The sequence below is a fragment of the Pseudomonas sp. Irchel s3b5 genome (genome assembly GCF_900187435.1).
Lineage (GTDB): Bacteria > Pseudomonadota > Gammaproteobacteria > Pseudomonadales > Pseudomonadaceae > Aquipseudomonas.
In genome coordinates this window covers 45,446-65,495 of the sequence record NZ_FYDY01000020.1, presented here as the reverse complement: position 1 = coordinate 65,495, position 20,050 = coordinate 45,446, and the positions used below count along the sequence as shown (strand labels likewise).

The window sequence follows — 20,050 nt, the reverse complement described above, 5'->3', positions numbered from 1 at the left end:
AGTCCGTGGGTGGAGAGCAAGCGATAGTGGCACATTGGTGCTAATAATTTTGGCATTAGCCCAATAGCGATTGGTGCTAAGCGTCAGGCGATTTTCTTCTCGGGCGTCTCGAACACAGGTTCCAGGGCCGGCAAACCGAACGCTGCCCGGGCTGCATCGCAATCAGGGTTAGCGACGCCATCGACCCAGGACGAATCAAATTCCCGGCAGGTGCTCGAACGTTTGTCGTAGATCGAGCATTGCACCTCACTGCCCACATCACCCACCAGGCTGATGCAGCGTACGGGTTTGCAACCGGTGCCGAGCATCGCTACCCGGCTGGGACTGATCTGATCGACAAGCTCATCGGGCACTGTTCCCCCTGCCGAGGTGCATTCACCCCAGAAGAACGACACGCGAAAATGAGAACAGCAGGCACCGCAATTCAGACACGGACTGGCTTCGGACATGGGCGATTATCTAAAAGGAGTGGGCACGCAGGGGGGGCAAACAAGGCCGCTATTCTAGGCTTCGCCAGCGGCTTGGGAAGGGGGTGTGACAGGTATTTTTTCAGGGTGCCGGCAGGCTGAAAATGCACGTCCCGCGAACGCTCCCACAGGTCATGCGTCATGGCCTGATATCAGCCGTGCGAATAATGACAGACAGCTCAGGCAGGCCTGTCTAGATTGCAGACTCCGGGGACAGTGACGCCCCCATAACAATAAAAGAGACGGACCCATGCAGAACTCGACCCAAGCGGCGAATGCCTGGCGCATTCTGTTCCTGTTGTTCCTGGCCAACCTGTTCAACTTTTTCGACCGCACCATCCCGGCGATCATCATCGAACCGATCCGCATGGAATGGCACCTCAGTGACTTTCAACTGGGAATCATCGGTACGGCATTCACCATCGTCTACGCGATCGCCGGCCTGCCTCTGGGGCGCATGGCCGACACCGGTTCGCGCAGCAAGCTGATGGGCTGGGGCCTGGCAGTGTGGAGCGGTCTGACGGCGGTCAACGGCATGGTCGGCAGTTTCTGGAGTTTCCTGATCGTGCGCATGGGCGTCGGTATCGGTGAAGCCAGTTACGCGCCAGCGGCCAACTCGCTGATCGGCGACTTGTTCCCTGCTCACCGTCGTGCGCGAGCCATGGGCATCTTCATGCTCGGCTTGCCTTTGGGGCTTTTGCTGGCGTTCTTCACCATTGGCTGGATGGTCAAGGCCTTCGACAGCTGGCGTGCGCCGTTCTTTATCGCGGCGGTGCCGGGGCTGATCCTCGCGATTTTCATGTTCTTCATCAAGGAGCCCAAGCGCGGTGCCGCGGAAAGTGTGCAGGTTTCTCAGGAACGTATAGACCGGCCGATCCGCCGAGTGCTGGCGGTACCGACCTTCCTGTGGCTGGTCATGGCCGGCCTGTGTTTCAACTTCGCCACCTATGCCTGTAACTCGTTCCTGGTGCCGATGCTGCAGCGCTATTTCCTGATGCCGTTGCAGGAAGCGGCGGTGGCCACCGGTGTGATTGTCGGTGTCACCGGGTTGTTCGGCTTGACCCTTGGTGGCTGGATCGCAGACAAGATTCACCAGCGAGTGGCCAACGGTCGGCTGCTGTTTGCCGCATTCAGTCTGATCGTGTCCACCGTCTGCACCGCTTGGGCGCTGCACGCCGGTCGCATCGAGATCGGCGTTTTTGTAGCCGTGTTCAGCCTGGGTTGGCTGTTTGCCTACAACTTCTACACCTGCGTTTACACAGCGATTCAGGACGTGGTCGAGCCGCGCCTGCGGGCGACGGCGATGGCGCTGTTCTTTGCCGGGTTGTACCTGCTGGGTGGTGGTCTGGGGCCGGTGGTGGTGGGCGGTTTGTCCGATCACTTTGCCCACACGGCGATGCTGGCAGCCGGTGCCGAACAGATGACCGAGGCTTTCAAGGCTGTCGGCCTGCATGACGCCATGTACCTGATTCCGGTGGCGCTGTTTTTCACCATGGTGTTTCTGGTGTTGGCTTCGCGGTGTTTTGTGCGCGATGCCAAGCGGATGAAGGAGGGGTTGGTCGCCGTGGTTGAGCCAGAGGTTGCAGCGGCGACTGCATAATTGCTATCGCTAGCAGGCTAGCTCCCACATTGGATCTCCAGTGTGAATACGACCCCTGTGGGAGCTAGCCTGCTAGCGATGAGGCCATCGGCATCACCACAAAAGTCAGATAAAAAAAGGCCCGCATCGCTGCGGGCCTTCTTTTTTGCAGGGTGGAGCAGGGGACTTAACCCGCTACCAACACCCGGATCGCTTCCAGTCGCAGCGCCGCCTTGTCGAGCATGGCCAGGCCTTGCTCGCGTTGTTTGCGCAGGGCAACCAATTCGCTGTCGCGCACGGTCGGGTTGACTGCTTGCAACGCGGTCAGACGCGCCAGTTCTTCGTCGGTATCGGCGGCCAGGCGACGTTGCGCTTCGGCGACACGCTCGGCGTGGCGCGGGAAGATTTTCGCTTCGCCGGCATTGATCCGTGGCGTCAGTTGATCGCGCTGAGCCTGGATGAACTTGTTGGCGCTGGCACGCGGTACGCTTTCCAGCTGGTCGTTCAAGGTCTCGAACGACACGCGGGCCGACAGGTCGTTGCCGTTGGTGTCGAGCAGGCAGCGCAGGGCGGCCGGCGGCAGGTAACGGCCCAGTTGCAGCGAGCGCGGGGCAACCACTTCGCTGACATACAGCAGTTCCAGCAACACGGTGCCAGGTTTCAGCGCCTTGTTCTTGATCAGCGCCACGGCGGTGTTGCCCATGGAACCGGACAGCACCAGATCCATGCCGCCCTGAACCATCGGATGCTCCCAGGTGATGAACTGCATGTCCTCGCGGGACAGCGCCTGGTTACGGTCGTAGGTGATGGTCACGCCTTCGTCGTCGCCCAGCGGGAAGCTGGCGTCGAGCATTTTTTCGCTCGGCTTGAGGATCAGCGCGTTTTCCGAATGGTCTTCACTGTCGATGCCGAACGCGTCGAACAGGGTTTCCATGTAGATCGGCAGGGCGAACTGATCGTCCTGCTCAAGGATGTCTTCAACCAGTGCATCACCTTCGCCAGCACCACCGGAGTTGAGCTCCAGCAAACGGTCGCGGCCGGTGTGCAGCTCGGCTTCCAGACGCTCACGTTCGGTGCGGGCTTCGTCGATCAACGCTTGCCACTCGCCATCGTCGGCTTCTTCGAGCAGCGGCAGCAGGCGTGGGCCGAACTGATGCTGCAAGGCGTTGCCGGTCGGGCAGGTGTTGAGGAAGGCGTTCAGCGCTTCGTGGTACCACTGGAACAGGCGCTCTTGCGGGCTGGTTTCCAGGTACGGCACGTGCAGTTCGATGATGTGCTTCTGGCCGATCCGGTCCAGACGCCCGATACGTTGTTCCAGCAGGTCCGGATGGGACGGCAGGTCGAACAGCACCAAGTGATGGGAGAACTGGAAGTTGCGGCCTTCACTGCCGATTTCCGAGCAGATCAGTACTTGCGCGCCGAACTCTTCATCGGCGAAGTAGGCAGCGGCACGGTCACGCTCGAGGATGTTCATGCCCTCATGGAACACCGTGGCCGGGATGCCGGAACGCACGCGCAGGGCGTCTTCCAGGTCCATGGCGGTTTCGGCGTGGGCGCAGATCACCAGCACTTTGGTGCGCTTGAGCATTTTCAGCTGGTCGATCAGCCATTCGACACGCGGGTCGAACTTCCACCAGCGTTCTTCTTCATTGGCGTCCGGCTGGGCCTGGAAGCTGACTTCCGGGTACAGCTCGGCGTGATCGCCCAGCGGCAGTTCGAGGTATTCGTCGGGGCACGGCAGCGGGTACGGGTGCAGTTTGCGTTCCGGGAAACCCTGCACGGCGGCGCGGGTGTTACGGAACAGCACGCGGCCGGTGCCATGGCGGTCGAGCAGTTCGCGCACGAGGCGGGCGCTGGCTTCGGTGTCGCCATCGTTGACCGCCGTCAGCAGGGCTTCACCTTCGTTGCCGAGGAAGCCGTGGATGGTCTTGTGTGCTTCAGGGGACAGGCGTCCCTTGTCGAGCAGTTCCTGAACGGCTTCGGCCACCGGGCGATAGTTTTCGCTCTCGGCGCGGAAGGCTTGCAGGTCGTGGAAACGGTTCGGGTCGAGCAGGCGCAGACGAGCGAAGTGGCTGTCCTGGCCCAGTTGTTCCGGGGTGGCGGTCAACAGCAGTACGCCGGGAATGGTTTCGGCGAGTTGTTCGACCAGCGAATATTGAGGGCTGACCTGATCTTCATGCCAGACCAAGTGGTGAGCCTCGTCGACCACCAGCAAGTCCCAACCCGCCGCGAACAGGGCGTCCTGGGCTTTCTCGTCGTCCACCAGCCATTCAAGTGCAACCAGCGCAAGCTGGGTGTCTTCGAACGGATTGGAGGCATCGCTTTCGATGAAGCGTTCTTCGTCGAACAGCGCGACTTGCAGGTTAAAGCGGCGGCGCATCTCGACCAGCCACTGGTGCTGGAGGTTTTCCGGTACCAGGATCAGTACGCGGTTGGCGCGGCCCGAGAGCAGTTGGCGATGGATCACCAGACCGGCTTCGATGGTTTTGCCCAGGCCCACTTCGTCGGCCAGCAGAACCCGTGGCGCGATACGGTCAGCCACTTCGCGGGCAATGTGCAGCTGGTGCGCGATCGGTTGCGCACGCACGCCGCCCAGGCCCCACAGCGAGGACTGCAACTGGCGGCTGGTGTGTTCCAGGGTGTGGTAACGCAGGGAGAACCAGGCCAGCGGATCGATCTGGCCGGCGAACAGTCGGTCGCTCGCCAAACGGAACTGGATGAAGTTCGACAGTTGGGTTTCCGGCAGGGTGACCACTTCGTTCTGCGCGTTGAGGCCGTGATAGACCAACAGGCCATCGACGTCGTCGACTTCGCGGACGGTCAGTTTCCAGCCTTCGAAGTGAGTGATGGAGTCACCCGGCGAAAACCGCACACGGGTGAGGGGCGCATTCCTTAGCGCGTACTGGCGAGTGTCGCCAGTGGCCGGGTAGAGCACGGTCAACAAGCGGCCGTCCTGTGCCAGAACGGTGCCTAAACCCAGCTCGGCTTCGCTGTCACTGATCCAGCGTTGCCCCGGTTGATACTGCTGCGCCATGCTGCCTGACTCCCACCTTGAAAAAGCGGGCTATCTTAACGGAATCGGACCTCCAGACCAAAAGGTTTACGGCACATGAGCTGCCGAAGGCTGCGATCTTTTGATCTCGGGGAACGCGTGAGTTCTACGTTGTCCGATAAAGATCGTAGTCGTCGGCAGCGCCTGCAAGTGCCAATTGAGTCACAGTTTGCGACCGATGGCTCAAGTCGCCATCCCCGCAGCCGACAGCCTGCTGACAGGAGACTGAAAATTATGCTGCCACCGATGCTCCCCTTGAGTGCCGTGCCGATCACTTCGCAACATGACCCGATCCGCCAGCGTCCGGAGATTCCACCGGTGGTGCCGGTGCAGGAAAGTTCGAAGGACAGCACCATCGACCTGCAGAACCGCGACCCGGAAGCGACCGCATTGCTGCTGCGTGAAGAGCAGCGCCGTAAACAGGAGCAGGAGCGCCGTCGCCGCGAAGCCGATGAGGCCCCTGAGGCCTATCTGGCCATTCCGGGGGATGAGCTCAATACCGACAATACGGTTCCCGTTGCACCGCTGATGGAAGATCAGCCACGCCAAGGGTTGTGGGTCGATATCGAGATTTGAGCGCACGACTGGTCAGCGCTGGCGTCAGGCCGCATTATTGGCACAATCCTGCCCAACTTGCGGCGACTGAAACCTCATATCAAGCGATGCACTGAACGCCATGAGCCAAGACGACAAACTGATCGACCTCAATGCAGAACGCGCCAAGCGTGTTCATGACCTCAATGACAAGCGACTTAATGAAGTGCGCCAGGCATTCGAGCAGGCAATGCCATTGGGCAAAGCCAAGAAAAAGTCGAAGAACAAACCGAAGAAACGCTGATACCTCCCCCGCATTGATTGATGCGGGTCAATCTTTTCCCTTCCGCTTGCCCAGTCTTGGGCGACATTGATCCCGGTCAATATTTTCTCCTGTCCGTTTGGTTAACTTAGCTCCATCGCAACACGGCAAGTACAGGAGACGCGTCATGTTTTTCGACAACGTGGTGATCGCCGGAGTGCTGACTGTCAGCCTCATGTTTGTATTTTTTGCAGGGTTCGGACTTTTTATCTGGAAGGATTCGCAAAAGCGCAAATAACCGTAGTTCCTTCCGGATGTAATGAGCACGCAAGGCATTTTAGGCAACTTCGGTTGCCTTTTTTTTTGCCTGTAAGAATGTAAATGCCAATAGAACACTGTGGGAGCGGTGTTTGCTGGATTAGAGGCATAAAAAAGGCGCGGTCCTTGCGGAGCGCGCCTTTTTCGTTGGGCTGCGTATCAGCTGCCCAGTGCCTTCGAGGCCAGCCAGAACAAACCGGCCGACAAGGCCACGGTCGCTGGCAGGGTCAGTACCCAGGCCAGCAGGATCGTTTTGACGGTGCCGCCCTGCAAGCCGCTTTTGTTAGCGACCATGGTCCCTGCCACGCCCGAGGACAGGACGTGGGTGGTGGACACTGGCAGGCTGAAGATGTTGGCCAGGCCGATCAGGCTGGCGGTGGTGATCTGGGCCGACATGCCCTGGGAATAGGTCATGCCTTGCTTGCCGATCTTCTCACCGATGGTCAGTACCACACGCTTCCAGCCCACCATGGTGCCAAGGCCCAGGGCCAGTGCGACCGCCAGAATCACCCAGAACGGCGCGTATTCGGTGGTGGTGGTCAGGTCTTTGCGCAGCTTGTCCAGGTCAGCCTTTTCACGGGGTGCCAGGCTTGGCAATTTGCTGACTTTCTTCGCGGTGTCATCCAGGCAAAGCAGGTAGCGACGCACTTCGATGCGGCTGTCCGACGACAACGAATGGTAGTCGGCTACGCCCTTGAGGGTGCCCAGCAGCGCGGTGATCGTCGGTTCGGTCTGTTGCGGGTTGCAACGGAACTTCTCCGGCAGGTCGCCTTCAACACTTTTGCCCAAGGCCAGGAACTCACCCAGGGTTTCAGAGTTGCGCTGGTAGAACTGACTCAGGTGCAAAGTGGCGTCGCGGGTCCGCTCGATCTGATAGGTGGTGCTGTTCAGGTCGAGTACGAACTGCGCCGGCACGATACCGATCAGTACCAGCATGATCAGGCCGATACCTTTCTGACCGTCGTTGGAACCGTGCACGAAGCTCACAGCCATGGCTGAAATCACCAGAACCAGACGGTTCCAGAACGGCGGGTGCTTCTTGTCGTCGATCTTGCGGCGCTCTTCCGGTGTCTTGTGCATCTTCGACAGAGGACGCCACCATTTAAGACCGATCAGGATCAGTGCAGCGATCAGGAAGCCTGCCATTGGCGAGAACACAAGCGACATGCCGATATCGATCGCTTTCTGCCAGTTCACGCCATCCGCCAACGGGATTTCGTTGATCAGGGCGTTCGCCAGGCCCACGCCGAGGATCGAACCGATCAGCGTATGGGAACTGGAGGCGGGGATACCGAAGTACCAGGTGCCCAGGTTCCAGGTGATGGCGGCGGCGAGCAACGAGAACACCATGGCCAGGCCGTGACCGGTGTTCACATTGATCAGCAGTTCTACCGGTAGCAGGTGGACGATGGCATACGCCACGCCGACACCGCCCAGCAACACGCCGAGGAAGTTGAACACACCGGAAAAGAACACTGCCAGGTGAGGCGGCATGGCTTTGGTATAGATAACGGTAGCCACCGCGTTAGCGGTGTCATGAAAGCCGTTGATGAACTCGAAGGCGAGGACAAAGGCCAGGGCGAGCAAGAGGCTCACAAGCACCCAAGCATCCAGTCCGCTGAATAAATCGATCATGAAGGTTTTCTGACCCGGTCATAAGGGGGCGGGATTATGCCAGAAAAGACTGACAATCAATGCATTCGCTGCTAATCGGTAACATTCTTCAACGATTTTTTTTTGAGCAGGACCCTAAGTCCCAGGGTTTTACTGTGATTTTTAAGTCATTGATATTGCTGTAAAAAACCTGAATCGCAAGGGTTTGGCGCCTGACAGCGAAGGGCTTGAGCGCTTGTGTGAAATATCTGAGAAGACGGTCAGATATGGGCATTTTGGTGTGCCCATTGATCGAGATGGCCGCCGCCCGCTCGTAGCGGGCGCGGAAGGCAGCATCAATACATCCCGCTTTTAACAGGTGTAGAGGCAGGCCCTTGAAGGATCAGGCCGAAGCGGTCATGGCTCTTCGGCTTTGAGTTCCTTTTCCATTTTCTGAATTTCTTGCTGAAAAACCTGATCCTGAACGGTGGCGCGTTTACGCCAGGGTTTGCGCTCCGGTTCCGGTTGAGCGGCGTAAGTGGTGACTTCTCCGCCGTAAACTTCCTTGTAACGTTGTTCCTGGCGCTCAAGTTCCGCGCGCAGTTCGTCTTTCGTCACAGTGATACCTGATTGAGTTGAGATTATTTCTGGTGAAACGCGCTGCATCAAATCGACTGACCGCACTCGTCGAATGGACAACGCCTTTAAAGGCATCGTGCTGACAACAGTGTGATCAATGCTTCCATGTCGCAGGCGGCCACGGCACCAGAGTTGAACGGCTGACGTAGCATCAATTTCCTTTCTCACAGAGCGCACTGACGAAATCCTTGCAATGGAAGTCAGGCGATTGCTGTGGTCGGCAACGATGGAGCTCGACATTGCCGGGTAGCAGGAACGGCAAATAAAAACCCGCCCGCTACTGAATTGTATTATAGCGGCCGATTTGAAGAACACTATCTCTGAAGAGTTAAAAGTGAAGCCGGGTGTGTGATCTTTGTGCTCGAAAATTTAATGCCAAGTAAACGCAATGGCCGATATCGATGTGCGGTGATGCGTTTCTGACGTCATTAAGTCAATCAAGTTGCAGTAACTTGAACGGCCATTAGATCTGGGGCCGAGACCATGTAAATTCAAGTTGGCGAGGTGGGCATGAAAACTTGGCCGCGCTCGTTCAGGCAGGCAAACGACGGATTGCGATTATCGGTCGAGCGTTCGATAATCGCCCGATGTTGACGGCTCGGGGTTGTGCGACAAGCGCCAGCCCCTTGTAATAGCCGCTGATCCGTGCGGGAAAAGGACCTTATATGAACGATCAATTGCGCAATTCTTTCGCTTCCGTCGCCCCGCCCATCGTCGCGTCCCCGGCCAAGCGGATCCAGGCATTGACCGGTGACCCGGACTTCATGACCTCACTGGCCCGTGGCCTGGCCGTGGTGCAAGCGTTTCAGGAGCGCAAACGGCACCTGACCATCGCCCAGATCAGCCACCGCACGGAAATTCCCCGTGCCGCCGTGCGCCGTTGCCTGCACACCTTGATCAAGCTCGGCTATGCCACCACCGACGGCCGCACTTATTCGTTGTTGCCCAAGGTGCTGACCCTCGGTCATGCCTATGTGTCCTCGACACCGCTGGCGGTTTCTGCCCAGCCTTATCTGGACCGCATGAGCGAGCAACTCCACGAGGCGTGCAACATGGCCACGCTGGAGGGCGAGGACATTCTGTACATCGCCCGGTCCGCAACCACTCAGCGCCTGATTTCGGTTGATCTGTCGGTGGGCGGGCGTTTACCGGCCTATTGCACGTCGATGGGCAGGATCCTGCTGGCCGCGCTGGATGACACGTCTTTGGGTGAGTACCTCGACCATGCCGAGTTGCAAGCCAAGACCAGCCGCACTATCCATACTCCCGAGGCGTTGCTCGAATGCCTGCAAGAAGTGCGGCAACAAGGGTGGTGCATCGTCGATCAGGAGCTCGAACAGGGCCTGCGTTCGATCGCCGTTCCGGTGTACGACGCTTCCGGTCAGGTGGTCGCCGCGCTCAATGTCAGCACCCATGCCGGCCGAGTCAGCCGCAACGAATTGGAGCAACGTTTTCTGCCCGGCCTGTTGAGTGCCAGCCGCGATCTCAGCGCTCAGCTGTTTGCCTAAGATGTTCGATAAACGCACAGAGTCGCGTTTATCGAATTGACGCTCTTTCCTCTGGCTCATTACTGTCGCGGCTTCGTCAGCGTCTGCTGACACTGTTCGCCTGCGATTCGTGGAATAAAAATAATGAACCAGCCTCAGTCTGCTGTAGGAAACTGCCTCGACGTGCAGTCCTTCATCAATGCCCAACCCATTTCGCGCTACCAGTGGCGCGTGGTGATCCTGTGTTTCCTGATTGTCTTCCTCGATGGCCTCGATACGGCGGCCATGGGGTTCATTGCGCCTGCGCTTTCTCAAGACTGGGGCATCGATCGCGCCAGTCTCGGCCCGGTGATGAGTGCAGCGTTGATCGGCATGGTCTTCGGCGCCCTGGGCTCCGGACCGCTGGCTGACCGCTTCGGGCGAAAAGTCGTACTGGTCGGCGCGGTGCTGTTGTTCGGCGCCTTCAGCCTGGCCTCTGCGTACAGCACCAATGTCGAGCAGTTGCTGGTGCTGCGCTTCCTGACCGGTCTGGGTCTGGGCGCCGGCATGCCGAACGCCACCACGCTGCTGTCGGAATACACCCCCGAGCGCAAAAAGTCCCTGCTGGTGACCAGCATGTTCTGCGGCTTCAACCTCGGCATGGCCGGTGGCGGATTCATTTCGGCCAAGCTGATTCCTGCGTTCGGCTGGCACAGCCTGTTGCTGATCGGCGGGGTCCTGCCGTTGATCCTGGCGGTGGTTTTGCTGTTCTGGTTGCCGGAGTCGGCGCGCTATCTCGTGGTTCGCAACCGCGGCACCGACAAGGTGCGCAAAGCGCTGGCACCGATTGACCCAAGCGTGGTGGCGCAGGCCTCCAGCTTCAGCGTGCCCGAACAGAAAACCGTGAAGGCGCGCAATGTGTTCGCGGTGATTTTCTCCGGCACCTACAGCGTCGGTACCTTGTTGTTGTGGCTGACCTACTTCATGGGCCTGGTCATTGTTTATCTGCTGACCAGTTGGTTGCCGACCCTGATGCGCGACAGCGGCGCGAGCATGGAGCAAGCAGCGTTCATCGGCGCGCTGTTCCAGTTTGGCGGCGTGCTCAGCGCAGTGGGCGTGGGCTGGGCGATGGATCGGTTCAATCCGCACAAGGTCATCGGCACTTTCTACCTGTTGGCCGGGGTGTTTGCCTACGCGGTGGGACAGAGCCTGGGCAATATCACCCTCCTGGCGACGCTGGTGCTGGTGGCCGGGATGTGCGTCAACGGTGCGCAATCGGCGATGCCATCGCTGGCGGCGCGGTTCTATCCGACGCAGGGGCGTGCGACCGGTGTGTCGTGGATGCTCGGCATCGGTCGTTTCGGTGCCATCCTCGGTGCCTGGATGGGCGCCACGCTGTTGGGCCTCGGCTGGAACTTCGAGCAAGTGCTGACGGCGCTGGTGATTCCGGCCGCGCTGGCGACCGTGGCGGTGGTGATCAAGGGCATGGTCAGTCATGCGGATGCGACCTGATTCCGGTTTGAAATAGTGGTGTAGCAGTAAAAGATCGCAGCCTGCGGCAGCTCCTACAGGGGAATGTATAAATCTGTAGGAGCTGCCGCAGGCTGCGATCTTTTGGGGGCTGCGCATAAAGATAGCCAGGCAACAATGTGTTCGATAAACGAACACTCAGTCGATTATCGGATTGTTTGGCGTTTTGCACGGGCTTAATCTTCAGTCATTCCGGCGCTGCGCATCGGCGCCTTCTTCCACTGTCGGTTAACAATAAACGGGAGCCTGCCCCAATGGCTGAAATCCTTTCGCTGCACGACGCGGTGAAGCAATTCGTAAACGACGGCGATACCGTTGCGCTCGAAGGCTTCACTCACTTGATCCCTACGGCGGCGGGTCACGAAATCATTCGCCAGGGCAAGAAAGACCTGACGCTGGTGCGGATGACCCCTGACCTGATCTACGACCAGTTGATCGGTGCCGGTTGTGCTCGCAAGCTGATTTTCTCCTGGGGCGGTAACCCGGGTGTTGGTTCGCTGCATCGACTGCGTGACGCCGTCGAGAAGCAGTGGCCCCACGCGCTGGAAATCGAAGAACACAGCCACGCCGACCTGGCCAATGCCTACGTCGCCGGTGCTTCCGGCCTACCGTTCGCAGTGCTGCGTGCCTACGCCGGTTCTGACCTGCCGAAGGTCAACCCGCTGATCAAATCCGTGACCTGCCCGTTCACCGGTGAAGTGTTGGCCGCCGTGCCTTCTGTGCGTCCGGACATCACCGTGATTCACGCGCAGAAAGCCGACCGCAAGGGCAACGTGCTGCTCTGGGGCATCCTCGGCGTGCAAAAAGAAGCCGCACTGGCGGCCAAGCGCTGCATCGTCACCGTTGAAGAAATCGTCGATGACCTCAATGCACCGATGAACTCCTGTGTCTTGCCGACTTGGGCCTTGAGCGCGGTTTGCCACGTACCTGGCGGTGCGCATCCTTCCTACGCCCACGGTTACAACGAGCGCGACAACCGCTTCTATCAAGCCTGGGACCCGATTGCCCGCGACCGTGAAACCTTTACCGCGTGGATCAACGAGTACATCCATGGCAGCGCTGACTTCAGCGAGTTCCAGGCCAAACTGGCCGCCGCTTCGGAGGCGAAGTAATGACTTACACCACCAATGAAATGATGACCGTCGCCGCTGCCCGTCGCTTGAAGAACGGTTCGGTGTGCTTCGTCGGTATCGGCCTGCCGTCGAAAGCGGCCAACCTGGCGCGCCTGACTTCCTCGCCTGATGTCGTCTTGATCTACGAATCGGGTCCGATTGGGGCCAAGCCGAGCGTATTGCCACTGTCGATCGGTGACGGTGAACTGGCGGAAACCGCTGACACCGTCGTACCGACCGGTGAGATTTTTCGCTATTGGTTGCAGGGCGGTCGCATTGACGTCGGCTTCCTCGGCGCGGCGCAGGTCGACCGTTTCGGCAACATCAACACCACCGTGGTCGGTGATTACCACTCGCCGAAAGTGCGCCTGCCAGGTGCCGGTGGCGCGCCGGAGATCGCCGGTTCCGCCAAGAGCGTGCTGATCATCCTCAAGCAGTCGGCGCGTTCGTTTGTCGACAAGCTCGACTTCATTACCTCGGTCGGCCATGGTGAGGGCGGCGATTCGCGCAAGCGTCTCGGCCTGCCAGGCGCCGGTCCGGTCGGCATCATTACCGACCTGTGCATCATGGAACCGGAGGAGGGCACCCACGAGTTCGTGGTCACCGCACTGCACCCGGGCGTGACCCGCGAACAAGTGGTAGCGGCCACCGGTTGGGCGATTCGCTTTGCCGACACGATTGAGCACACCGCCGAGCCGACTGAAGTCGAGCTGACCGCGCTGCGCGATCTCGAAGCCCGTACCGCGGCCGCCCACGGCCAAGCTCCCGGAGAAGCGTGATGCGTGACGTTTATATCTGCGACGCGATCCGCACTCCCATCGGCCGTTTCGGCGGCGGCTTGTCGACGGTTCGCGCCGACGACCTCGCCGCCGTGCCGATCAAGGCCTTGATGGAGCGCAACCCGTCGGTGGACTGGAACGCCGTGGACGAGGTGTTCCTCGGCTGCGCCAACCAGGCCGGTGAAGACAACCGTAACGTGGCGCGCATGGCGCTGCTGCTGGCCGGCCTGCCGGAAACCATTCCGGGTGTGACCCTCAACCGCCTCTGCGCTTCGGGCATGGATGCCATCGGCACCGCGTTCCGCGCTATCGCCAGTGGCGAGATGGAGCTGGCGATTGCCGGTGGCGTCGAGTCGATGTCCCGTGCGCCGTTCGTGATGGGCAAGGCCGACGCGGCGTTTTCGCGCAACATGAAACTGGAAGACACCACCATCGGCTGGCGCTTCATCAACCCGTTGATGAAAGCCCAGTACGGTGTGGACGCGATGCCGCAGACTGCTGACAACGTTGCGGATGACTACAAGGTATCTCGCGCCGATCAGGACGCGTTCGCCCTACGCAGTCAGCAACGCACCGCCGCCGCGCAAGCCGCAGGCTTTTTCGCCGAAGAAATCGTCGAAGTGCGCATTGCCCACAAGAAGGGTGAAACCGTGGTCAGCCAGGACGAACATCCTCGCGCCGACACCACGCTCGAAGCCCTGACCAAACTGAAACCGGTCAACGGCCCCGACAAAACCGTCACGGCCGGCAATGCCTCGGGCGTGAACGACGGTGCTGCCGCGTTGATCCTGGCCTCGGCCGAAGCGGTGAAGAAACACGGCCTGACGGCCCGTGCCAAAGTGCTGGGCATGGCCAGCGCCGGTGTTGCCCCGCGTGTAATGGGCATCGGTCCGGTACCGGCAGTGCGTAAACTGATCGAGCGCCTCGGCGTGGCGGTCAGCGATTTCGACGTGATCGAACTCAACGAAGCCTTCGCCAGCCAGGGTTTGGCAGTGTTGCGTGAACTGGGGATCGCGGATGATGCGGCGCAGGTCAACCCGAACGGCGGCGCCATTGCCTTGGGGCATCCGTTGGGCATGAGTGGCGCGCGGTTGGTGTTGACCGCTTTGCATCAGCTGGAAAAAACCGGCGGCAAGAAAGGTCTGGCGACTATGTGCGTCGGCGTTGGCCAAGGTCTGGCACTGGCGATCGAGCGCGTCTGACACGCGCCGTCGACTTATAAGAATTGAGGAAAGTGTAATGACTGACAAGCCTGGTTACCGTCGCCCGCAGGAAGGCACCCAGCCGCCTTATCTGCATCCGACCTACCAATCCACCAACCTGCGCTCGCCGTCCAAGCCGTTGGTGTTCCTGCCGCATTCGTTGTCGGAAATTACCGGTCCGACCGTAGGTGCCGAACGCATCAACGAGAAGGACAACGACCTGACCGCCCAGCATGACGCGGAACCTCAGGGTGAGCGCATCATCATCCACGGCCGCGTGCTGGACGAAAACGGTCTGCCGGTGCCGGGGATTCTGGTGGAGATCTGGCAGGCCAACGCCGCCGGTCGCTACGCCCATGCCCGTGATTTGCACGACGCGCCGCTGGACCCGAACTTCACCGGCACTGGCCGCACCGTGACCGACGCCGATGGCTGGTATCAGTTCCAGACCATCAAGCCTGGCGCCTATCCGTGGGGCAACCATCACAATGCCTGGCGCCCGGCGCACATCCATTTTTCGCTGTTCGGGCCGAGCATCCTCACGCGTCTGGTCACCCAAATGTATTTCCCGGGCGATCCGCTGCTGGCCTACGACCCGATCTACAACTGTGTGCCGGATACCCGCGCCAAAGAGCGTTTGATCGCCACGTTCGATCTGGAAAAAACCATCCCTTCCTATGCCCTCGGTTATCGCTGGGACATCGTTTTGCGCGGCCGCGACGCCACGCCGATGGAGAAATAAGATGACGCTGAATGCGACCACGTCCCACACCGTCGGGCCGTACTACCACATCGGCCTGACCTGGCTGAATCGTGAAAATCTGGCTGTCGAGCAAACCCTGGGCGAACGCGTGGCGATCACCGGGCAAGTGGTCGATGGCAACGGCGACGTCGTCAACGACGCCATGCTGGAAGTCTGGCAGGCCAACGCGGCCGGCAAGTACGACCACCCGGAAGACGACCAGGACAAACCCCTGGACCCGAACTTTGAAGGCTTTGGTCGGGTGCCGGTGGATGCCGAAGGGCGTTTCCGTTTCACCACGATCAAACCGGGTACCGTCGAAGGCCTGAAAGGCACGACCCAGGCCCCGCACCTGGTGGTGCTGGTGTTCGCCCGTGGTTTGGTGAAGCACCTGCTGACGCGGATCTACTTTGATGGCGAACCGGCCAACGTCGACGATCCGCTGCTCGAATGCGTACCGGCCGAACGCCGCAGCACGCTGATGGCGAAGCAGGATGCATCAGGTGTTTACCAGTGGAATGTGATTCTGCAGGGCACCGATGCCGAGACGGTGTTCTTCGATTATTGAGTGAGCACCGTACCCCCCTGTAGGAGCCGGCTTGCTGGCGATTACGGTGTCAGTTTCATCAATGTTGAATGACACAACGCAATCGCCAGCAAGCCGGCTCCTACAGAGGCTGATGCATCTGCGGAACGGGACTGTTGCAAAGTGTGTCTAGACTCTCACCGTCCCCATTGAGTGAAAAAACGATGACAACACCCACAGCGCCTACAGCTCTTTATACCGGCGAAGAGCGTAGCAAGCGGATCTTCGCCATTGTCGGTGCCTCGTCCGGCAACCTCGTCGAATGGTTCGACTTCTACGTCTACGCCTTCTGCGCAATCTACTTCGCGCCTGCGTTTTTCCCGTCCGACAACCCCACGGTGCAGTTGGTCAACACCGCTGGCGTGTTTGCCGCCGGGTTCCTGATGCGGCCGATTGGCGGCTGGATTTTCGGCCGTGTCGCGGACAAGCACGGGCGCAAGAACTCGATGCTGATCTCGATTCTGATGATGTGCTTCGGCTCATTGCTGATCGCCTGCCTGCCAACGTACAAGGACATCGGTGTCTGGGCGCCGATCCTGTTGCTGTTCGCGCGTTTGCTGCAAGGCTTGTCGGTGGGCGGCGAGTACGGCACCACCGCGACCTACATGAGCGAAGTGGCACTCAAGGGCCAGCGCGGGTTCTACGCGTCGTTCCAGTACGTGACATTGATTGGCGGGCAATTGCTGGCGGTGTCGCTGGTGGTGGTCCTGCAACAAATCCTCACTGAAGAAGACCTGCGTGCCTACGGCTGGCGGATTCCGTTCGTGGTCGGTGCAGTGGCGGCGCTGATTTCGCTGTTCCTGCGTCGTTCGCTGAAAGAAACCACCAGCAAGGAAATGCGCGAAAACAAGGACGCCGGCAGTATCAAGGCACTGTTCCGCGACCACAAAGCCGCGTTCATCACCGTGCTCGGTTACACCGCCGGTGGCTCGCTGATTTTCTACACCTTCACCACGTACATGCAGAAGTACCTGGTGAACACCGCCGGCATGCACGCCAAGACGGCCAGTTACATCATGACTGGCGCGCTGTTTCTTTATATGTGCATGCAGCCGATCTTCGGCATGCTCGCGGACAAGATTGGCCGACGTAATTCGATGCTCTGGTTCGGCGCGCTGGGTACCTTGTGCACCGTGCCGATCCTGCTTAGCCTCAAAAGCGTCAGCAGCCCGTTCATGGCTTTTGTGCTGATTACCCTGGCGCTGGCGATCGTGAGTTTTTACACCTCGATCAGCGGTCTGGTGAAAGCCGAGATGTTCCCCCCGCAAGTGCGCGCACTGGGCGTTGGCCTGGCGTATGCGGTGGCGAATGCGATCTTCGGTGGCTCGGCGGAATACGTGGCTCTGAGCCTCAAGGCCGTTGGGATGGAAAACTCCTTTTATTGGTACGTGACGGTGATGATGGCGATCGCCTTCCTGTTCAGCCTGCGTTTGCCGAAACAGGCGAAGTATCTGCACCACGATCTTTGATCTTCACGCGCGGGTCGCCAAGGCCCGCGCCTTCAGGAACTGTTTATGAACCAGCGACCGGGCAATCAATTGTTCGATGCCTATTTCACGGCGCGTGATATGCGTGAAGTGTTCTGCGATCAGGGCCGGGTCCAGGCCATGCTCGATTTCGAAGCGGCACTGGCCCGTGCTGAAGCGCGGGTTGGCTTGATTCCGGTGAGTGCGGTCGCGCCGATTGAGGCGGCGTGCAGCGCCGGGCATTACGACTTTGCCACCCTCGCCGAGGCGATTGCCACGGCGGGGAACTCGGCGATTCCGTTGGTCAAGGCACTGGGCAAACAGATCGCCGCGCAAAATGCCGAGGCTGAGCGATACGTGCATCTGGGTGCGACCAGCCAGGACGTGATGGACAGCGGCCTGGTGCTGCAATTGCGCCGAGCGTTGGAATTGATTGAAAAAGATCTCGCGGACCTGGGCCAATCCCTTGCGACTCAGGCCCAGCGATATGCCGCCACTCCGCTGGCGGGGCGCACCTGGTTGCAGCATGCGACACCGGTCACCCTCGGCATGAAAATCGCCGGTTGGCTGGGCGCCGTGACACGCAGCCGCCAACGTTTGGCCGAACTCAAACCGCGTCTGCTGGTGCTGCAATTCGGCGGTGCTTCCGGAACCCTCGCGGCACTTGGCGAGCAAGCGATGCCAATTGCCCAGGCGCTATCCGAAGAACTGCAACTGACCTTGCCCGACCAGCCGTGGCACACCCAGCGCGATCGCGTGGTGGAATTCGGCGCGGTACTTGGCCTGATCGCCGGCAGCCTCGGCAAAATGGGCCGCGACATCAGCCTGTTGATGCAAACCGAAGCCGCCGAAGTGTTCGAACCTTCGGCGCCGGGCAAGGGCGGCTCTTCGACCATGCCGCACAAACGCAACCCGGTGGGCGCGGCGGTGCTGATCGGCGCGGCGACCCGTGTTCCCGGTTTGCTCTCGACCCTGTTCAGCGCCATGCCTCAGGAACACGAGCGCAGTCTCGGCCTGTGGCATGCCGAATGGGAAACCCTGCCGGAGATTTGCTGCCTGGTGTCCGGCAGTCTGCAACAAGCACTGTTGATCGCGCAGGGGCTGGAAGTGGACGCCGCACGCATGACCCGCAACCTCGATTTGACCCAGGGCCTGGTACTCGCCGAAGCGGTGAGCATCGTCCTCGCGCAACGGGTGGGGCGCGATACCGCGCATCATCTGCTGGAACAATGCTGCAAACGTGCCGTGGCCGAACAGCGTCATCTGCGTGCGGTGCTCGGCGACGAGCCGCAAGTGACGGCCGAGTTGTCGGCCGCCGAACTCGATCATCTGCTGGACCCCGCCCACTACCTCGGCCAGGCCAAAACCTGGGTCGAGCGAGCGGTGGCTGAACATTCTGCATTGACTGCCTGAAGGAGATTGCTGTGGCTTTCGTACAACTCGCCGAGGGCGAACTGCACTACCAGATTCAAGGGCCGCACGACGGACCGGTCGATGCACCGGTGTTGGTGCTGTCCAACTCGCTAGGCACCGACCTGCACATGTGGGACGCGCAAATCCCGGCGTTCACCAAGCATTTTCGCGTGTTGCGCTTCGACACGCGCGGTCACGGCCAGTCCTTGGTGACACCGGGGCCGTACAGCATTGAGCAACTGGGGCACGACGTGCTCGCCTTGCTGGATGCCTTGCACATCGAGCGCGCGCATTTCTGCGGTCTGTCCATGGGCGGGTTGATCGGCCAGTGGCTGGGCATCAATGCCGGCGAGCGCCTGAACAAACTGATCGTGTGCAACACCGCAGCGAAAATCGGCGATCCATCGATCTGGGACCCGCGCATTGAAATGGTCTTGCGCGATGGTCAGGCAGCCATGATTGCCCTGCGCGATGCGTCGATTGCCCGCTGGTTCACCCCGGACTTTTCCGAGGCCAACCCGGCAGCGGCCAAGCAGATCACCGACATGCTCGCGGCCACGTCGCCAGAAGGTTACGCGGCCAACTGTGCAGCGGTGCGTGATGCTGATTTTCGTGATCAGTTGTCCTTGATCAAAGCGCCACTGCTGGTGATTGCCGGCGCTCAGGATGCGGTGACGCCGCCGTCTGGCGGGCACTTCATTCAGGAGCATGTGCCAGGCGCCGAGTACGCCGAGTTCTATGCCGCGCACTTGTCCAACGTCCAGGCAGGCGACGCTTTCAGCGAGCGCGTGCTGACGTTTTTGACGGCACATTGAGGATTATTTTGTGGATGAGAAACAACGTTACGACGAAGGAATGGAACTCCGTCGTGCGGTACTGGGCGATGCCCACGTCGACCGCAGCCTGACCACCCTGACCGAGTTCAACTCGGAGTTTCAGGAAATGATCACCCGCCACGCCTGGGGTGACATCTGGACCCGTCCAGGCCTGCCGCGCCATACCCGCAGCCTGATCACCATCGCCATGCTGATCGGTATGAACCGCGAGGGCGAACTCAAACTGCACCTGCGCGCCGCCGCCAACAACGGCGTCAGCCGTGGCGAGATCAAGGAAGTGATCATGCAGAGCGCGATCTACTGCGGCATTCCGGCTGCCAATGCGACGTTCCACCTGGCGGAATCGGTGTGGGATGAGTTGGGGGTTGAATCGCGGGAGTAAGTGATCTGATCCCTGTAGGAGCCGGCTTGCCGGCGAAGAGGCCCTGGAATTGTGCGTCGCTGCTGAGGCCGACTTCGCTGGCAAGCCAGCTC

General features: G+C 60.1%; 19 protein-coding genes. 15 read left to right on the top strand and 4 right to left on the bottom strand.

Features of this window, described 5'->3' with window-relative positions:
* Nucleotides 1-83: 83 nt before the first annotated feature.
* On the bottom strand, nucleotides 84-449 hold the full coding sequence (locus tag CKW15_RS19580; protein ID WP_095058730.1) for a YkgJ family cysteine cluster protein: 366 nt from the start codon (nucleotides 447-449) through the stop codon (nucleotides 84-86).
* A gap of 268 nt (nucleotides 450-717) precedes the next feature.
* On the opposite strand from CKW15_RS19580, the gene CKW15_RS19575 reads away from it, so the two are divergent.
* Nucleotides 718-2,067, top strand: coding sequence for an MFS transporter (locus tag CKW15_RS19575; protein WP_095058729.1), 1,350 nt, complete (start codon nucleotides 718-720; stop codon nucleotides 2,065-2,067).
* 166 nt (nucleotides 2,068-2,233) lie between these two features.
* Here the strand turns inward: CKW15_RS19575 and rapA are convergent, their stop codons facing one another.
* Nucleotides 2,234-5,080: an RNA polymerase-associated protein RapA gene (gene rapA, locus CKW15_RS19570; protein ID WP_095058728.1), complete on the bottom strand. Its 2,847-nt coding sequence runs from the start codon at nucleotides 5,078-5,080 to the stop codon at nucleotides 2,234-2,236.
* Nucleotides 5,081-5,332: 252 nt separating this feature from the next.
* Between rapA and CKW15_RS19565 the strand changes: the two genes are divergently transcribed.
* The 3 genes from CKW15_RS19565 to ccoM all read left to right on the top strand — a co-directional run bounded on the left by CKW15_RS19565 (nucleotide 5,333) and on the right by ccoM (nucleotide 6,192).
* Complete coding sequence (locus tag CKW15_RS19565) at nucleotides 5,333-5,674, top strand: aspartate-semialdehyde dehydrogenase (RefSeq protein ID WP_095058727.1); 342 nt, start codon at nucleotides 5,333-5,335, stop codon at nucleotides 5,672-5,674.
* Nucleotides 5,675-5,774: 100 nt separating this feature from the next.
* Nucleotides 5,775-5,936, top strand: a complete 162-nt coding sequence (locus tag CKW15_RS28510) for a hypothetical protein (RefSeq protein ID WP_095058726.1) — start codon at nucleotides 5,775-5,777, stop codon at nucleotides 5,934-5,936.
* A gap of 145 nt (nucleotides 5,937-6,081) precedes the next feature.
* Complete coding sequence (gene ccoM, locus CKW15_RS28950; protein ID WP_007998356.1) at nucleotides 6,082-6,192, top strand: cytochrome c oxidase subunit CcoM; 111 nt, start codon at nucleotides 6,082-6,084, stop codon at nucleotides 6,190-6,192.
* A gap of 179 nt (nucleotides 6,193-6,371) precedes the next feature.
* Here ccoM and CKW15_RS19555 read toward each other — a convergent pair whose 3' ends face one another.
* Together CKW15_RS19555 and CKW15_RS19550 are read right to left on the bottom strand one after the other, a co-directional pair.
* Nucleotides 6,372-7,847, bottom strand: coding sequence for an inorganic phosphate transporter (locus tag CKW15_RS19555; protein ID WP_095058725.1), 1,476 nt, complete (start codon nucleotides 7,845-7,847; stop codon nucleotides 6,372-6,374).
* Nucleotides 7,848-8,222: 375 nt separating this feature from the next.
* Nucleotides 8,223-8,423 carry a hypothetical protein gene (locus CKW15_RS19550; RefSeq protein WP_008054177.1) on the bottom strand — a complete coding sequence of 67 codons (201 nt, stop codon included), beginning with the start codon at nucleotides 8,421-8,423 and terminating at the stop codon, nucleotides 8,223-8,225.
* A 686-nt stretch (nucleotides 8,424-9,109) separates the two neighbouring features.
* Here CKW15_RS19550 and pcaR point away from each other — a divergent pair.
* From pcaR to pcaC, 11 genes are all read left to right on the top strand, one after another.
* Nucleotides 9,110-9,952, top strand: a complete 843-nt coding sequence (gene pcaR, locus CKW15_RS19545; RefSeq protein WP_095058724.1) for a pca regulon transcriptional regulator PcaR — start codon at nucleotides 9,110-9,112, stop codon at nucleotides 9,950-9,952.
* A 123-nt stretch (nucleotides 9,953-10,075) separates the two neighbouring features.
* Entirely contained in the window at nucleotides 10,076-11,422 is a 1,347-nt protein-coding gene (locus tag CKW15_RS19540) for an MFS transporter (protein ID WP_095058723.1), read from the top strand.
* A gap of 272 nt (nucleotides 11,423-11,694) precedes the next feature.
* A complete protein-coding gene (locus CKW15_RS19535) occupies nucleotides 11,695-12,552 on the top strand; it encodes a CoA transferase subunit A (protein ID WP_008054173.1) in 858 nt (285 codons plus the stop codon).
* On the top strand, nucleotides 12,552-13,331 hold the full coding sequence (locus tag CKW15_RS19530; RefSeq protein ID WP_095058722.1) for a CoA-transferase subunit beta: 780 nt from the start codon (nucleotides 12,552-12,554) through the stop codon (nucleotides 13,329-13,331). Before CKW15_RS19535 ends, CKW15_RS19530 begins: the two co-directional genes overlap by 1 nt.
* Nucleotides 13,328-14,533: a 3-oxoadipyl-CoA thiolase gene (gene pcaF, locus CKW15_RS19525; RefSeq protein WP_174245503.1), complete on the top strand. Its 1,206-nt coding sequence runs from the start codon at nucleotides 13,328-13,330 to the stop codon at nucleotides 14,531-14,533. Before CKW15_RS19530 ends, pcaF begins: the two co-directional genes overlap by 4 nt.
* 37 nt (nucleotides 14,534-14,570) lie before the next feature.
* Nucleotides 14,571-15,275, top strand: a complete 705-nt coding sequence (gene pcaH / locus CKW15_RS19520; RefSeq protein WP_095058721.1) for a protocatechuate 3,4-dioxygenase subunit beta — start codon at nucleotides 14,571-14,573, stop codon at nucleotides 15,273-15,275.
* 1 nt (nucleotide 15,276) lies between these two features.
* The gene (gene pcaG / locus CKW15_RS19515) at nucleotides 15,277-15,843 is read left to right on the top strand and encodes a protocatechuate 3,4-dioxygenase subunit alpha (protein WP_095058720.1); all 567 of its coding nucleotides are present in this window, start codon (nucleotides 15,277-15,279) and stop codon (nucleotides 15,841-15,843) included.
* Nucleotides 15,844-16,025: 182 nt separating this feature from the next.
* A complete protein-coding gene (locus CKW15_RS19510; RefSeq protein ID WP_095058719.1) occupies nucleotides 16,026-17,330 on the top strand; it encodes an MFS family transporter in 1,305 nt (434 codons plus the stop codon).
* 45 nt (nucleotides 17,331-17,375) lie between these two features.
* Entirely contained in the window at nucleotides 17,376-18,740 is a 1,365-nt protein-coding gene (locus CKW15_RS19505; protein WP_095058718.1) for a 3-carboxy-cis,cis-muconate cycloisomerase, read from the top strand.
* Between the two features lie 11 nt (nucleotides 18,741-18,751).
* Entirely contained in the window at nucleotides 18,752-19,555 is an 804-nt protein-coding gene (gene pcaD / locus CKW15_RS19500; RefSeq protein ID WP_095058717.1) for a 3-oxoadipate enol-lactonase, read from the top strand.
* Between the two features lie 10 nt (nucleotides 19,556-19,565).
* The gene (gene pcaC / locus CKW15_RS19495) at nucleotides 19,566-19,958 is read left to right on the top strand and encodes a 4-carboxymuconolactone decarboxylase (protein ID WP_095058716.1); all 393 of its coding nucleotides are present in this window, start codon (nucleotides 19,566-19,568) and stop codon (nucleotides 19,956-19,958) included.
* The last annotated feature ends 92 nt before the right edge of the window (nucleotides 19,959-20,050 follow it).